Annotated in this window: 12 protein-coding genes and 2 pseudogenes; 11 read left to right on the plus strand and 3 right to left on the minus strand. The window is 51.6% G+C overall.

What is annotated here, in order from left to right; genetic code table 11:
- Positions 1-15: 15 nt before the first annotated feature.
- Entirely contained in the window at positions 16-1,833 is a 1,818-nt protein-coding gene (locus MWU63_RS07290; RefSeq protein ID WP_247077410.1) for an EAL domain-containing protein, read from the minus strand.
- A 304-nt stretch (positions 1,834-2,137) separates the two neighbouring features.
- Positions 2,138-2,896, minus strand: coding sequence for a DeoR/GlpR family DNA-binding transcription regulator (locus MWU63_RS07295; RefSeq protein WP_213888495.1), 759 nt, complete (start codon positions 2,894-2,896; stop codon positions 2,138-2,140).
- Positions 2,897-3,204: 308 nt separating this feature from the next.
- On the opposite strand from MWU63_RS07295, the gene glpD reads away from it, so the two are divergent.
- The 9 genes from glpD to MWU63_RS07340 all read left to right on the plus strand — a co-directional run bounded on the left by glpD (position 3,205) and on the right by MWU63_RS07340 (position 13,634).
- Positions 3,205-4,806, plus strand: coding sequence for a glycerol-3-phosphate dehydrogenase (glpD, locus tag MWU63_RS07300; RefSeq protein WP_213888494.1), 1,602 nt, complete (start codon positions 3,205-3,207; stop codon positions 4,804-4,806).
- An 18-nt stretch (positions 4,807-4,824) separates the two neighbouring features.
- The gene (locus MWU63_RS07305; protein WP_247077412.1) at positions 4,825-5,913 is read left to right on the plus strand and encodes an ABC transporter ATP-binding protein; all 1,089 of its coding nucleotides are present in this window, start codon (positions 4,825-4,827) and stop codon (positions 5,911-5,913) included.
- A 13-nt stretch (positions 5,914-5,926) separates the two neighbouring features.
- Entirely contained in the window at positions 5,927-7,033 is a 1,107-nt protein-coding gene (locus tag MWU63_RS07310; RefSeq protein ID WP_213888492.1) for an ABC transporter ATP-binding protein, read from the plus strand.
- The gene (locus tag MWU63_RS07315) at positions 7,033-7,905 is read left to right on the plus strand and encodes a sugar ABC transporter permease (protein WP_213888491.1); all 873 of its coding nucleotides are present in this window, start codon (positions 7,033-7,035) and stop codon (positions 7,903-7,905) included. Before MWU63_RS07310 ends, MWU63_RS07315 begins: the two co-directional genes overlap by 1 nt.
- A complete protein-coding gene (locus tag MWU63_RS07320) occupies positions 7,905-8,756 on the plus strand; it encodes a carbohydrate ABC transporter permease (RefSeq protein WP_213888490.1) in 852 nt (283 codons plus the stop codon). Before MWU63_RS07315 ends, MWU63_RS07320 begins: the two co-directional genes overlap by 1 nt.
- Before the next feature lie 15 nt (positions 8,757-8,771).
- On the plus strand, positions 8,772-9,044 hold the full coding sequence (locus MWU63_RS07325; protein ID WP_213888489.1) for a DUF2160 domain-containing protein: 273 nt from the start codon (positions 8,772-8,774) through the stop codon (positions 9,042-9,044).
- Between the two features lie 75 nt (positions 9,045-9,119).
- Positions 9,120-10,832: an ABC transporter substrate-binding protein gene (locus tag MWU63_RS07330; RefSeq protein ID WP_213888488.1), complete on the plus strand. Its 1,713-nt coding sequence runs from the start codon at positions 9,120-9,122 to the stop codon at positions 10,830-10,832.
- 154 nt (positions 10,833-10,986) lie between these two features.
- The gene (glpK, locus tag MWU63_RS07335) at positions 10,987-12,471 is read left to right on the plus strand and encodes a glycerol kinase GlpK (RefSeq protein ID WP_247077415.1); all 1,485 of its coding nucleotides are present in this window, start codon (positions 10,987-10,989) and stop codon (positions 12,469-12,471) included.
- Positions 12,472-12,473: 2 nt separating this feature from the next.
- Positions 12,474-13,634, plus strand: coding sequence for an iron-containing alcohol dehydrogenase (locus MWU63_RS07340; RefSeq protein ID WP_213888486.1), 1,161 nt, complete (start codon positions 12,474-12,476; stop codon positions 13,632-13,634).
- A 37-nt stretch (positions 13,635-13,671) separates the two neighbouring features.
- Here MWU63_RS07340 and MWU63_RS07345 read toward each other — a convergent pair.
- A pseudogene (locus MWU63_RS07345) lies at positions 13,672-14,010 on the minus strand (GMC oxidoreductase); the annotation flags it as partial.
- Here MWU63_RS07345 and MWU63_RS07350 point away from each other — a divergent pair.
- Positions 14,001-14,498 (plus strand): annotated as a pseudogene (locus MWU63_RS07350) (TRAP transporter large permease subunit); the annotation flags it as partial. The pseudogenes MWU63_RS07345 and MWU63_RS07350 overlap by 10 nt on opposite strands.
- 41 nt (positions 14,499-14,539) lie before the next feature.
- Positions 14,540-15,316, plus strand: coding sequence for an IclR family transcriptional regulator (locus tag MWU63_RS07355; protein WP_213888725.1), 777 nt, complete (start codon positions 14,540-14,542; stop codon positions 15,314-15,316).
- Positions 15,317-15,550: the final 234 nt, after the last annotated feature.

A 15,550-nucleotide genomic window follows, 5' to 3' on the forward strand; every position in this document is an offset into this window, starting at 1 on the left:
GCAATTGCGGAAATTTTAACGCGCTTGGGACGTGAATTGGGTTTCACTTGATAACCAATTTTCAAGCTCGGCCAGCGGCATTGCAGGTGCGAAATAAAATCCTTGGGCACAGTCACATCCCATTGCGGTAAGAACTGCTAGTTCTGCGTCGGTTTCGACACACTCTGCAATGACAGTAAGGTTTAGTTTCTTCGCAAGATGCACGATGGCACCTATTAATTCTTCAAGGCTTTTGTCTTGGTCAATTCCCGATACGAAGCTTCTGTCTATCTTGATCCGGTCGACCGGGAATTTACGTAAACTGGAAATTGAGGCGTGCCCGGTTCCAAAATCATCCAGTTCCACGGAAAAACCCGCTGCCGAAAGCTCATGTACATTTTTTGCAATATGTCCGGCGGGATCATCCAGAAAAACCGTTTCCAGAATTTCGAGGGCAATCTGATGGGGGTGCAAACCTTGCGCTTTGACGACGTCGATCAAATTGTCAACGACCTTGGAATCGCTCAACCTGGAATTTGACATGTTGATACTGATTTGCGGGGCAGGTAGCCCCAGTGCCTGCAGGTGCGCGAGAGACTGGCTGCTTTTCAGCAGCATTTGTCTGTCGAGATTATCCAGTAGGTCTGCATCTTTTGCTGCGTGAATGAAATCTTCGGGTTCCAGCCAACCGCGCGAAGGATGTTTCCAGCGAAGCAAAGCTTCATACCCGTTTAGCGTACGCGTACGAATGTTGATCTGAGGTTGGAAGAAAGGCGCGAATTCGTCGCGCCGTAACCCTTCCCGGATCTCCTCGGCCAACGTGGAGTTTCGTTCAATCTGCTGTCGCATACTGTCTTTGAAAAAACGGTATCGGCTTCTGCCTTCACGCTTGGCTTGGCGTAAGGCTATATCAGCATCTATCAACACGCGTTTCAGGGTTGGCTCTGCCGTTTTATCCCAAAATTTTATACCAATACTCGCACTGATCCGGCAGCATCTTCCATCAATCTCAACTGGTTTAGACAGCTTTCTCATCAAGCACAGAGCGAGCTGTTTCGTCTGCGCTCGGTCGTTTGCATCTTTGAGAACGATCACAAACTCATCGCCGGCGATCCGAGCAACCAAATCAGCATCACCCGCTTCTGACGTAAGAATTTTTGCGCAATGGCGAAGGAGATTGTCACCGGTTTCGTGATCAGAGGTGTTATTAACAGATTTGAAGTTATCCAGATCTATTGCAAGAACAGCATGGCGCGAGTGCTGATCCGATTTGTTTAGCTCGTTCAGATACTCGTGCAACCCACGTCGGTTTATCAATCCTGTCAACTGATCGGTCACAGCAGCAAGGCGCAGTTCATCCTGCAAACGTCTGTATTGACTTACGTCCTGAAAAACGCCGGAAAATTTGGACAAAATGCCATTCTCCAGAATGGGTTGACCTAAAATACGAACCCAAATGTGGCGCCCACCAGCGGTGACCAGCCGGACCTCCTTGTCAAAAGGAGCGATTTGCTCTTTTGCCTTTTTTATCGCGGGGAACAAAAGCCTGCGAGAGCTTGGTGTCAAAAACCGAAAAGCCTTTTTAAGTGTCGGTCTGAATGTTTCATCAACATCATGGATTGTTTTTGTATGCGTGTCCCAGGAAAGCTCGCGACTCTGATAATCAAATTCCCAGCCACCAACCTTTGAAGCTGACTGAGATGAGGTTTTATTTTTCTCGGTCTGAAAGCTGGATTCGCAGGCTTTCAAAGCTTTGGAAAGCTGTTTGTTGCGTTGCTTTAGGCGAAAAAGCAGTCCCAAACATAAAGTCACAACAATGATGGCGGCAAGGCTCCAAAGCGAGAGATAAGTCATTACGGGTTTGATCCTTCAATGAAGTCCAGAGATGTCAGTAAAGGATTTTTGAAAGAAAAAATTTTACCCAATCGAAAAGGGTCGCAGCGAAAGTAGGTTCGATATTTTTCGGTATTCACAAAAAATATTCCTTTCTACTCTAGCCATAGAATGGTCAAATCAAAAATACAACCTCAGGTGGTAATTTTTTTTGACCAAACGTAAAGCATCAAATTTTAGTTGAAATTGAGAGACCGAGTTGTGGGCAATGCGATCGCCCCGACCAAGTTACTCGGGCGCATTAGCGTAACATTTTGTGTAAAGCTCAGCGCGTATAGATCTCTGTGCCCCATTCGACGCACCGTTTCGTAAGCGTTTCTGAAAGCGGTTTGTCTGTGAATAGCGAGTCTACTTCGCTAAGCGATGCAATGCGCGCAGGGGCGCTGCGTGAAAATTTGGAGTGATCCGACACAAGGAATGTTTTTCTGGACTGACGAATGATTGCTTTACTGACGCCAACCTCCTGGACATCAAAATCCAATATGTCGCCGTCCTCATCCATGGCTGAACACCCTATCACGGCATAGTCAACCTTGAACTGTTCGATCACACGCGCCGTCAAATCGCCAACCAACCCTCCATCCGAGCGTCGCAACATCCCGCCCGCTACCATGATCTGACAATCAGGGTTGGCGACCAAGATATTGGCAACATTCATATTATTAGTGACAACCATGATGTTAAGGTGGTGCAGTAGTTCACGTGCGACCGCTTCGGTGCTTGTGCCGATGTTCAGAAACAAAGACGCGCCGTCAGGAATAGCCTTCGCGCAACGCTGTGCGATATCTTTTTTCGCTTCGTCATTTAACCCGCGCCGGTCTTCATACCCGATATTGGATACCCCTGATCGCAGGATCGCCCCACCGTGAACGCGCTCAAGCTTTCCTTCATTCGCGAGATCACTCAGGTCGCGCCGGATTGTTTGAACCGTCACTTCAAACCTTTCAGCAAGGCCTTCAACTGTGACTTTTCCCTCTGTGCGGGCGATTTCTAGAATGTCGGGTTGTCGAAAACTCTGTGCCATAGGGGCCTTTCTAGCGGTTCCCTTTTATGACATTCGTATCAATTCTTCACTGCAATTAAACTCTTTTTCTAAGTTGGTTAGAAAAAGAAATTCGAATTTCTGCTTTGAATCCGCACTCAAACGCACATTCGGTGACAGGGTTTTCAAAATAGTGGTTTGAAATAAATAGGTTAGGGGCGGTGGCAATGTATTTCGTAAAAAGTTCAAAAATTATCAAAGCGAAAAAAAAAGAACATAATAATTGACAAACCGCGCATTAACATGCTTCGTATTGCAAATATTTCAGCAAAGTGGGGGACTTTGTTCAATTGTCGGCAGTTCAGCATCAGGTTTACGATCTTTTCGTGATCGGCGGTGGAATCAATGGCTGCGGAATTGCGCGCGATGCTGCAGGGCGCGGGCTTAGCGTGTCCCTTGCTGAAATGAACGACCTGGCATCAGCAACGTCTTCCGCCTCGACCAAGCTTTTCCATGGTGGTTTGCGCTATCTTGAATACTTTGAAGTTCGTCTGGTCCGGGAAGCACTGATTGAGCGTGAAACGCTTTTGCGGGCGATGCCACATATAAGCTGGCCCATGCGTTTTGTTCTTCCATATCATAGGGATATGCGCTTTGAAGGAGAAACGCCAACATCACGCATCCTGAATGTTCTTATGCCATGGATGAAGGGCAGGCGGCCTGCCTGGCTTATACGATTTGGTCTGTTTCTGTATGATACTTTGGGTGGGCGAAAAATCCTGCCTGCAACGACGACTGTAGACCTGCGTACCGATCCTGTTGGGAAACCTTTGCAAGACAGATTCAAGAAGGCGTTTGAGTATTCGGACTGCTGGATCGAAGATTCGCGGTTGGTTGTCCTGAATGCGCGTGATGCGGAATCACGTGGTGCCAAGATCATGACCCGTACGCGTGTTGTCGCGGCAGAGCGAACGGACGATCTTTGGAAAATAACCCTGATCGATGCTGTAACAGACGAAATTCAGTTTGTTTGGGCAAAGATGCTTGTGAATGCTGGCGGCCCTTGGGTCGAAAGCGTGATCACCAAAACGCTTAGGCTAAATGCGTCGGAAAGCGTCAGGCTGGTTCGGGGGAGCCATATTGTGACGCGCAAGCTGTTTGATCACGACAAATGCTACTTCTTTCAGGGTGAAGACGGCAGGATCATTTTTGCAATTCCTTATGAAACTGATTTCACGTTAATCGGAACGACGGACGCGGAGCATGACGACCCGGAAGAAAAACCCGAGTGCACACCTGAAGAAGCGGATTATCTGCGAAGTTTTGCTTCGAACTACTTAAAAAAGCCGGTCGAAAAAGAAGACATTATCTGGACCTATTCTGGTGTTCGCCCACTTTATGACGATGGTGCAAATTCAGCAACGGCGGCGACCCGAGATTATGTGCTGAAACTGAACACAGATGCCGGGGCGCCGTTACTGAACGTCTTTGGCGGAAAAATAACCACCTACCGTCGTTTGGCAGAGGGCGCATTGGCGAAAATCACACCATTTTTTCCAAAGGCGACCGGAAACTGGACAGCAGGTGTTGCGCTACCGGGCGGGGATTTTGCGGTGAACGGGGTCGCGGACCTGACTGCAGGCCTGAAAAAGGATTACGCCTTCCTTGACGATTTTTGGGCACGCCGTCTTGTCAAAGCCTATGGCACCGAAGCACGCGAAATACTGAGCAGTGCTGAAACTGTGGATGATATGGGTGTCGCATTTGGCGCAACCCTGACAGAGCGCGAAGTGATATGGTTGATGGAGCGGGAATACGCCCGAACCGCCGAAGATGTTATCTGGCGCCGCTCAAAGCTGGGCTTGCGGATGAGCAAGGCTGAAGTCGTTAAGTTGAACAAATGGATGAAGGGCGCTCTGCACTCCAGTCGACGCGTATCGGCCGCAGTATGAGAGCGATAGGAGAGAACAATGACTCTGGTTCTTGAGGGGGTATCAAAGGTTTTAAATGGTATGACCCATATACAACCCACTGATCTTACGTTGCAAAACGGTACAATGAACGTACTGCTTGGGTCTACCTTGTCCGGGAAAACTTCGTTGATGCGCCTAATGGCAGGTCTGGATGTACCGACAACTGGCCGCATTCTGTGGCATGGCGAAGATGTAACCGGTATGCGCGTTCAGGACCGCAAGGTCGCGATGGTCTATCAACAGTTCATCAATTACCCCTCAATGACAGTCTATGATAATATCGCGTCGCCCATGCGCCTGCTGGGCAAAACGAACGCAGAGATAAATGCTGCTGTTCAAAAAACTGCCGACCTGATGCAACTCACACCATTGCTGGACCGCAAACCGCTTGAATTGTCGGGCGGTCAGCAGCAGCGTTGTGCGCTGGCGCGGGCCTTGGTGAAGGATGCGGGGCTTGTTTTACTCGATGAGCCGCTCGCAAATCTTGACTACAAGCTGCGTGAAGAATTGCGCGCGGAGATTCCCAAGATATTTGAAGAGGCCGGGTCGATCTTTGTCTATGCCACAACAGAACCTGAAGAGGCTTTGCTGTTGGGAGGGAACACCGCAACCCTGTGGGAAGGGCGTGTAACGCAATTTGGCCTAACGCCATCGGTCTACCGCAAACCTGTTGATGCTACGACGGCGCGGGTATTTTCTGACCCTCCAATGAATTTTCTGCAGATTTCAAAGGCCGGAACCAAACTTCTGTTTGGTGATGGGCAATCAACGGCGGCGACGGGCGCGCTTGCTGAGCTTGCAGACGGGCGCTATGTGGCAGGGTTCCGGCCTAATCACGTTAAGCTCGAACAAAAGCGTGATAACGCCTTGAAGTTCAACGCACATCTGAACGTGACAGAGATCACCGGGTCAGAAACCTTTGTCCATCTCACACATCAGGGCGAACGGTGGGTCGGGTTGATTCACGGTGTGCGCGACCTTGAGCTAGGTAGCGCACTAACTGTCTATCTGGACCCGTCGCATGTTTACATTTTTGCCGAGGATGGTGGCCTCGTCGCGCCTGCGTCCTACGCGCTGGCGGCTTGAGGAGGAAACGGTTATGGCGAAGATCACACTCGACAATCTGGCGCATTCTTACCTGCCCAATCCGCAGAGCGAAGATGACTACGCACTGAAAGAGTTGAACCACGACTGGGTCGATGGCGAAGCCTACGCACTTCTAGGGGCTTCTGGCTGTGGTAAATCCACCTTGCTGAACATTATTTCTGGCCTGTTACATCCCTCACAGGGGCGCATCCTGTTCAATGATCGCGATGTCACGTCAGAGCCAACGGCCGCGCGCAACATTGCGCAGGTTTTTCAGTTCCCGGTGGTCTACGACACGATGACAGTGCGCGATAACCTTGCATTTCCCTTACGCAACCGTGGTGCGGACGCAAGCTACATTCAGGATCGCGTTCAACACATTGCCAAGATGATTGGGATGGAGGGGGAGCTTAATCACAAGGCGCGTGGCCTGACTGCTGATGCAAAGCAGAAGATCAGCCTTGGGCGGGGCATGGTGCGTGAAGATGTAAACGCATTGTTGTTCGACGAGCCTTTGACGGTAATTGACCCTCACATGAAGTGGGAACTGCGGACCCAGCTAAAGTCTTTGCACCACGAATTTGGGCATACAATGATCTATGTGACGCATGACCAGACCGAAGCACTGACCTTTGCTGACAAGGTTGTTGTCATGTACGACGGTCGTGTTGTGCAAATCGGCACGCCGCAAGAGTTGTTTGAAACACCAGCGCATACCTTTGTCGGGTACTTCATTGGCTCGCCGGGGATGAATGTTCTTGCTGCCACGGTTGATGGATCAACCGCTTACATAGAAGGGACCGAAGTAGACCTTGGTGCCGGGTACAGCGTGCCCGACGGGAAAGTTGAAATTGGTGTACGGCCTGAATTTGCTTCACTGTCCAGCAATGGCACTGGGTTGCCCATAAAAATTCGCCGGGTGGAGGATGTGGGCCGCCACAAGATTGTTCGTGCCGATTTTTTCGAGAATGAAATCAATGTTATTGCAGGCGAAGGTGCAGAGATTGGCGCGGATATGAACCGCGTCACTTTTGAGGCCGCGCATATCAATGTTTACGCAAATGATTGGCGTGTAGAGCCGATGGGCACGCAGGCAAGTCCTGCTGGGGAGGCCGCATAATGGAAAAAACCGTTAATCAAAAAGCCTGGTTTCTGGTGCTTCCAGTTCTTTTGCTGGTCGCCTTTTCCGCGGTTATACCGCTGATGACCGTGGTAAATTACTCCGTGCAGGACACTTTCGGGAACAACCAGTTCTATTGGGCGGGTCTGGAGTGGTTCAAGGAGCTTCTTGAATCAGAACGGCTGCACAACGCTCTGGGTCGTCAGATTGCCTTTTCGATGATCATTCTGGCGATCGAAGTGCCGTTAGGTATTTTTGTCGCCCTCAACATGCCGAAAAAGGGGTTTTGGGCCTCGGTGTGCCTTGTACTGATGGCCCTGCCTCTGTTGATACCGTGGAACGTGGTTGGCACCATCTGGCAGATTTTTGGCCGGGTTGATATTGGCCTGCTCGGTTACACGCTCGACGCCCTAGGGATTGCATATAACTATACCCAAGACAGTTTCGCGGCCTGGGCAACGGTTGTAGTTATGGATGTCTGGCATTGGACATCGCTTGTCGCGTTGCTCGCGTATGCCGGACTCCAATCCATTCCTGACGCTTATTACCAAGCGGCAAAGATTGATCAGGCAAGCCGCTGGAAGGTGTTTCGCTACATCGAACTGCCAAAGATGCAGGGTGTGCTTCTGATCGCTATTTTGCTGCGGTTCATGGACAGCTTCATGATTTATACGGAACCCTTCGTTGTCACTGGGGGTGGGCCGGGAAATGCCACGACCTTCCTGTCGATCGACCTCGTGAAAATGGCGCTTGGGCAGTTTGATCTTGGGCCGGCCGCAGCGTTCTCGCTGATGTATTTCCTCGTGATCCTGCTGATATCCTGGGTGTTTTACACTGTGATGACAAACCTCGACAAAAGGGATGGTGTGTGATGGCTGATGCAAGTTTGAACAAAACGGCCTCGCGTGGCATTGCCCTGCCAAAGATCAAGGGCAACGTTGTGGTGATGGTGCTTTACCTTACCTTCCTGTTGCTGCCGATCTATTGGCTGCTGAACATGAGCCTGAAGACCAACAGTGAAATTCTTGGGGCGCTCACGCTTTGGCCAAATAGCCTGACATTTGCGAATTATGCGACGATCCTCACGGACCAGACATGGTACATGGGTTACGTCAACTCATTGATCTATGTGGTTTTGAACACAGTGATTTCTATCGCGGTTGCGTTGCCTGCAGCCTATGCGTTTAGTCGCTATACCTTCATGGGTGATAAACACCTGTTTTTCTGGCTTCTGACCAATCGGATGGCACCGCCTGCAGTGTTCGCTTTGCCGTTTTTCCAGCTCTACAGTTCTGTCGGGCTGTTTGACACGCATATTGCGGTGGCGTTGGCGCACTGCCTGTTCAATGTTCCGCTTGCGGTCTGGATCATGGAAGGGTTCATGCGCGGTGTTCCAAAGGAAATTGACGAAACCGCCTATATCGACGGCTACAGTTTTGGCCGGTTCTTCGTGAAAATCTTCATGCCGCTCATTGCGTCTGGTATTGGGGTCGCAGCGTTCTTTTGCTTTATGTTCAGCTGGGTTGAACTTTTGTTGAGCCGTACTCTGACGTCCGTCGCAGCAAAGCCAATCTCTGCAATCATGACCCGCACTGCAGGGGCCGCCGGGCAAGACTGGGGCGTGCTTGCTGCTGCGGGTGTGCTGACCATCGTACCGGGGGCGCTCGTTATCTACTTTGTCCGAAACTACATCGCCAAGGGCTTTGCCCTCGGTCGCGTATAGGAAAGGAACAGACCTATGGCATGGATGGCCTGGACACTACCGACAGCAATTTTCTTTTGTACAATCGCTTGTCTGCTCGTTCTTTTTACGGTGCTGGCGATCAAATACCCTGAAACGCCGCGCATGGGTGTTTTGCGGATCGAAACAACACGCGGAGATCGTCTTTTCATTACGTTATTAGGCTCGGCCTTTATCAATCTGGCCTGGCTTGGACTGGTCAGTGCACCCCAATGGGGCGCGCTGATTGTATGCCTGGTTTATGCCGCAGCAGTGTTTCGCTGGGTGTGACGGGGCAAAGGAATGCGACGGGCCGGTATGAGGCTGGCCAGTCGTCAATGAAATCGGAGTATTTGGGAGGAAAAAATGAACTTTCGATTTAAATCCACCGCCGCTGTTGGCTTGGCACTGACGATCCTTGGATCGCCGGCCTTTGCCGACATGAATGCAGCGCTCGCCTTTCTGGATTCAGAAATTGGCGAAATGTCGGCACTGAGCCGTGCAGAGCAAGAAGCAGAGATGCAATGGTTCGTTGACGCGGCAGCGCCGTATCAGGGTATGGAAATCAACGTCGTTTCTGAAACGATTGCGACCCATGTTTACGAATCCGAAGTTCTGGCAAAAGCATTTGAAGAAATTACCGGCATCAAGGTCACTCATGACCTGATCGGTGAAGGTGATGTTGTTGAGAAACTTCAGACCCAAATGCAATCAGGTGAAAACATCTATGATGCCTATATCAACGACTCTGACCTGATCGGTACTCACTGGCGCTATCAGCAAGTGCGTAACCTGACCGACTGGATGGCGGGCGAAGGTGCGGGTGTAACCTTGCCAACTCTTGACGTTGATGACTTTATTGGCACCCAGTTCACCACCGGGCCAGATGGCAAGCTTTATCAGCTTCCAGACCAGCAATTCGCGAATCTTTACTGGTTCCGCTATGACTGGTTCACAGATCCGGCAATCATGGCAGACTTCAAAGCCGAATATGGTTACGATCTGGGCGTGCCAGTCAACTGGTCTGCCTATGAGGATATTGCTGCCTTCTTTACGGGGCGCGAGATCAATGGCGAAACCGTCTTTGGCCACATGGATTACGGTAAGAAAGACCCGTCACTTGGCTGGCGCTTTACCGATGCGTGGATGTCCATGGCTGGCATGGGTGACATTGGCGAACCAAACGGCCTGCCGGTTGACGAATGGGGCATTCGTGTAAACGAAAACTCCCAGCCCGTCGGCTCCTGTGTGGCACGCGGCGGGGCGACAAACTCCCCGGCAGCCGTTTATGCGATTGAAAGCTACACGAACTGGCTGACAAACTACGCGCCACCTGCTGCTGCTGGTATGGTGTTCTCTGAAGCTGGCCCAGTGCCATCACAGGGTGCAATTGCCCAGCAAATGTTCTGGTACACTGCGTTCACCGCGAGCCTTGTTGGCGAAGGTGCCGAGGCTGTCCTGAACGATGATGGTTCACCCCGTTGGCGGATGGCCCCATCCCCGCATGGGTCGTACTGGGAAGAGGGTATGAAAGTTGGCTATCAGGATGCGGGTTCCTGGACGCTGATGAAATCTACCCCGGTTGATCGCGCACAGGCTGCGTGGCTCTATGCTCAGTTCGTGGTGTCAAAAACTGTGGACGTGAAAAAAGCGCACACGGGTCTGACGTTCATTCGTGAATCCACTATTAACCATGACAGCTTTACCGAACGTGCACCTAACCTTGGCGGTCTGATTGAATTCTATCGGTCGCCTGCACGTGTTGCTTGGTCACCAACTGGCACCAACGTTCCTGATTATCCAAAGCTCGCGCAGCTTTGGTGGCAGAACATTGGCGACGCGTCTTCAGGCGCTAAAACAGCACAGGAAGCACTGGATTCACTCTGCTCAGAACAAGAGCGCGTGTTGTCACGGCTTGAGCGTTCCGGCGTTCAGGGCGACCTTGGCCCGGTGCTGAATGATGAGGTTGATCCTGCCGAATGGCTGGCAAAGCCTGGTTCGCCAAAAGCGCGTCTGGAAAACGAGCGTGAAACCCCGGTTACGATTGGCTACGATGAACTGATCGCATCCTGGAACTAAAAATGAAGGCCGGGGCGTGAAAAAATGCCCCGGCCTACCTTTTCTTTGTGCAGAGAATATTGTCTTCTGCGCCGATAAGTTTGTTTTGTTGTGAAACGGTTACGCCTCGGTGTGATCGTGCGTACATTTTGGCATTAGAAAAAAGTACAGCGACATGAGCTACATCTTCGCAATTGATCAGGGAACGACATCCAGCCGCGCCATTCTGTTTGACGCGAAGATGAAAATCGTCTCGGTTGCCCAGAAAGAATTTCCACAATATTACCCTGCTTCGGGGTGGGTAGAGCATGACCCATCAGATATTTGGAATACGACAATTGAGACCTGCCGCGACGCAATAGAACGCGCGAAGATTTCCGCATCAGACATAGCTGCAATCGGTATTACCAATCAGCGCGAAACAACGCTTGTCTGGGACCGCACAACAGGCCAACCCATTCACAATGCAATTGTCTGGCAAGACCGGCGTACCGCCGATATGTGCCACGCGTTGCGTGCTGACGGGCATGAGCTGATGGTGACGGAAAAGACCGGACTTTTGCTCGACCCGTATTTTTCGGGCACAAAGCTGAAATGGATATTGGATAATGTCGACGGCGCCCGGAACCGTGCGGCAAAAGGTGAATTGCTGTTTGGCACCGTCGACAGCTTCTTGATCTGGAAGCTGACCGGGGGCAATTCACATGTGACCGATGCGACAAATGCCGCGCGCACCCTGCTTTATGATATTCGCAAAGGAAGGTGGAGCAGCAGTATTTGCGCGTTGCTCGATATTCCAATGGCGATGCTGCCAGAGGTTAAGGATTGCGCAGCCGATTTCGGAACGACACAGGCCGATCTTCTAGGGGCCGGAATTTCGATACTCGGAGTGGCCGGGGACCAACAAGCCGCTACCGTAGGACAAGCATGTTTTAAGCCGGGCATGATGAAATCCACCTACGGAACCGGGTGTTTTGCATTGCTGAACACCGGTGACACGCCTGTTGTCTCAAACAATCGCTTGCTGACGACAATTGCGTATCAGCTTGACGGGAAGCCAACCTATGCTTTGGAAGGCTCAATCTTTATTGCTGGGGCGGTCGTTCAATGGCTGCGCGATGGCTTGCAGATAATTGAAAATGCAAAAGAAACTCAAAAGTTAGCTGAATCTGCCGATGACTCGCAATCTGTAATTCTGGTTCCCGCGTTTACCGGATTGGGCGCGCCTTATTGGAATGCGGAATGTCGCGGTGCGGTTTATGGCCTGACACGAAACTCCGGCCCGGCAGAATTTGCACGCGCAGCGCTTGAAAGCGTTGGGTTTCAGACCCGCGACTTACTTGAGGCTATGACCGCTGATTGGCATGGCAGCGGTTCCGCCGTGCTGCGTGTTGACGGTGGGATGAGCGCGAACAACTGGGCTATGCAATTCCTTTCGGACATCATAGGCGCGGCGGTTGATCGCCCAGAGGTGCTCGAGACAACGGCACTTGGTGCAGCGTGGCTCGCAGGTATGCGTGCAGGAATTTATCCGGACAAGGAAGGATTCTCAGAAACATGGGCGCTTGAGCGGCAGTTTCACCCGGCTATGAATGACGATGTGCGAGAAACGAAATATGCGGCATGGAAACGTGCAGTCAATGCAACGTTGAGCGTTTGACGATGTCCGAGGGTACTCAGCCATTCTCATTCTCAACCGCAGGAAAAATTCTGTTTGGGTCCGGGCAATCGAAACACGCCGCAAATCTGATTACAGCGTTTGGTTCAACCGTAATGGTCGTTCATGGCGCTTCGCATTCGCGGACCGAATGGCTGTTGAATGACATATTAGAACAGGGTGGTGACGTGAGTTGTCTTTCCTGCCCGGACGAGCCTTCGTTAATGCTGCTTGAAACCGCAGTTGATGTTGCGCGCGCTATTAAGCCAGATGTCATCGTTTCGGTAGGCGGCGGGTCAGCGATTGATCTTGGCAAAGCTGTCGCGGCCTTGATGCCAGCGATGGGGCAGGCGATTGATTATCTGGAAGTCGTTGGCGCAGGGAAAAAGCTCGACAGCCAACCACTTCCATTTGTCGCGATCCCAACAACAGCGGGCACCGGTGCGGAAGTAACGAAAAATGCTGTGATCAGTGTCTTGCAGAAAAAACGTAAAGTAAGCCTGCGGGATGACAGGATGATGGCGGATATCGCGATCATCGACCCACGCCTGACCGATGGTTTGCCCCGGGGCATAACTCTTTCAGCCGGACTGGACGCTGTCACTCAGGTGATAGAGCCCTACATAAGTTGTAAGGCGACGCCATTGTCAGATGCGCTGTGCAAGCCCGCGATCCCACGCGGCCTCGCAGCACTTGGGCGGTTGATGGAGGGTGAAGATGCCGACGCGCGCGATGAAATCGCCTGGGTAAGTCTTTGTGGTGGCTTGGCGCTCGCAAATTCGGGCCTTGGTGCGGTCCACGGATTTGCAGGCGTAATCGGCGGCCACTGCGGGGCACCGCATGGCGCGATTTGCGGCGCTCTTTTACCACATGTTTTGCGCTGTAATGCCAAAGCTTCGATCGATCAGTCACGCTACGCCGCGCGCATTTCAGAAGTCTACGAGAGTATTTCTAATTTTACTGGCGCGCAGGAGTCAGATGTTGCCTTGAAGTTGTTTGAGGTATGGATTCACCAAAACGGCTTGTCACGTCTGTCTGACATGGGCGTTCAGCCGGCGGATCACGGTGAAATTGTCGAGGCAGCACAGGCGTCTTCCTCGATGAAAGGAAACCCAGTTGCACTTTCTAGCGAGGAACTTTTGGGTGTTCTCGCCTCGGCGGGGTAACAACGGAAGTTTTCTTAGATGCGTCACGCGCCGGGTTTCAGCGCGTGTTTTTCCTGTCTTCAATAATGAGGTCGCTGTCTTTTTCACCAATCATGATTGCGGGCGCATTTGCGTTGCCGGAAACGATTTCTGGCATGATCGAACAATCAGCAACACGCAAACCAGTGATCTCATGGACACAAAGTCGAGCGTCCACAACGCTGTCGCCGGTTGTCCCCATCTTGCATGTGCCCGTCGGATGGTAAATTGACGAAGAATAGTTGCGCGCCCAATCCAGTGTGCAGTCATCGTCATCGATATCGAGTTCCGATGTTGGCCGGAATTCTTCTGATATTTTTAAGGCGAGCGGGGCAAGCCGTGCAATTTTTTGGCCCAATGGAGCTGCCAGCTATTACGATGCGAAGCGCTCAGATCACGGGAATTCTTGCCCCATTTATCGCGTTTTCGGTTGTGATGCAGCAAATCCTGTCAATACTTGGTGCACAACAAACCATTGGTGATTTTGTGACCTCTATGGGCGGCTACTATGCGGTTCTGTTCACATCCATGGCAATTGTGTTTGTCTGTGGCATGGTATTGGAGAGCTTGCCGGTAACGATTATTCTTGCTCCAATCCTTGCGCCAATCGCAGCTTCGGTCGGTGTCGAGCCTGTGCAACCCGCAGTTATTTTCCTAGTTGGTGCATCTATTGGGTTTATCACGCCGCCTTACGGTCTGAACCTTTATGTTGCGTCCGGGGTGACGGGTGTGCAGTACTTCCGGCTATTACGTTACACGGTGCCTTACCTTGTCGCTCTCATTTCGGTGTGGATCATTGTCGCGTTGGTGCCTGCGCTATCGACAATACTCTTACCCGCACGATAAAGAGGGGGTGAGACAGCAACCGACTGGGATGAACGATGGTGATGGACGCTACGGCCGAGGATAAAAACAGTATCCCAACCAATCTGCGCCCATTGCTGGTTCTTGAGGCTATTGCAACTGCAGGCGTCCCTGTAACGCCGACCGAGGTGAATGAGGGGCTTGGGTTACCAAAGCCAACAATTCACCGCTTGTTTGCAACGTTAGAGGACGAAGGCTTTATCCAGCGCGAAATTGATGGGCGTGGTTATACACCCGGTCTTAGAATGCGAACCCTTTCTACTGGAATACTTTCTTCGCTAAGGGTGCGTACGGCGCGCATCGCAATTCTGTCGCGCCTTGCAGAGGAAATAGGCGAGACCTGCAACATCGCATTGCCTGATCGTGATGCGATGATCTATCTCGACCGGATCGAAACCAAATGGCCGCTTCGAATCCAGTTGCCAGTTGGTACACGCGTACCGTTTTACTGCACGGCAAGCGGCAAACTTTACCTGAGTTCACTGGATGACAGGCATCTTGAAAGCTATCTGAACGCAACAACAATGACTGCGCACACAGAACAAACCCTCACTTCGCCTCAGGCTCTTCACCAGGAAATTTCCCAGATACGCAAGCAGGGCTTTTCAACTGACAATGAAGAATTCATGGACGACATGATTGCCGTTGCTGTGCCGATCGTTGAATCAAACGGGCGTTTGCTTTCAACCCTGTCGTTCCATGCCCCCGTACAGCGTTTGCCCCTTGATCAGGCTGTTTCGTTTTTACCGGTTATGCGCACCGCTGCAGCCGAGCTGTCGAACCTCATTTCGACAGATTAGCTCTTTGGGGCGCAGGATCGCCCTGCCTGATTGGCTAAAACAGAGTCTGGCACGTGAGTGTTACACGCACCGAAACACACGTCCCACGAGATAGATCGACTGAAATCCGCGGGCTTCGCCGGTGATATCCAGTAAGCGACCCGACCTGCCGCCGGATCGCCGCAAAACGCGGCGCTTGAGCAACATTTGCGCTTCAGCGCCTGCAGCCCGGCGAGCAACGCATTAGAAAAGTGT

It is taken from the genome of Pseudohalocynthiibacter sp. F2068 (assembly GCF_023015645.1).
In the GTDB taxonomy this organism is placed as follows: Bacteria; Pseudomonadota; Alphaproteobacteria; order Rhodobacterales; family Rhodobacteraceae; genus Pseudohalocynthiibacter; species Pseudohalocynthiibacter aestuariivivens.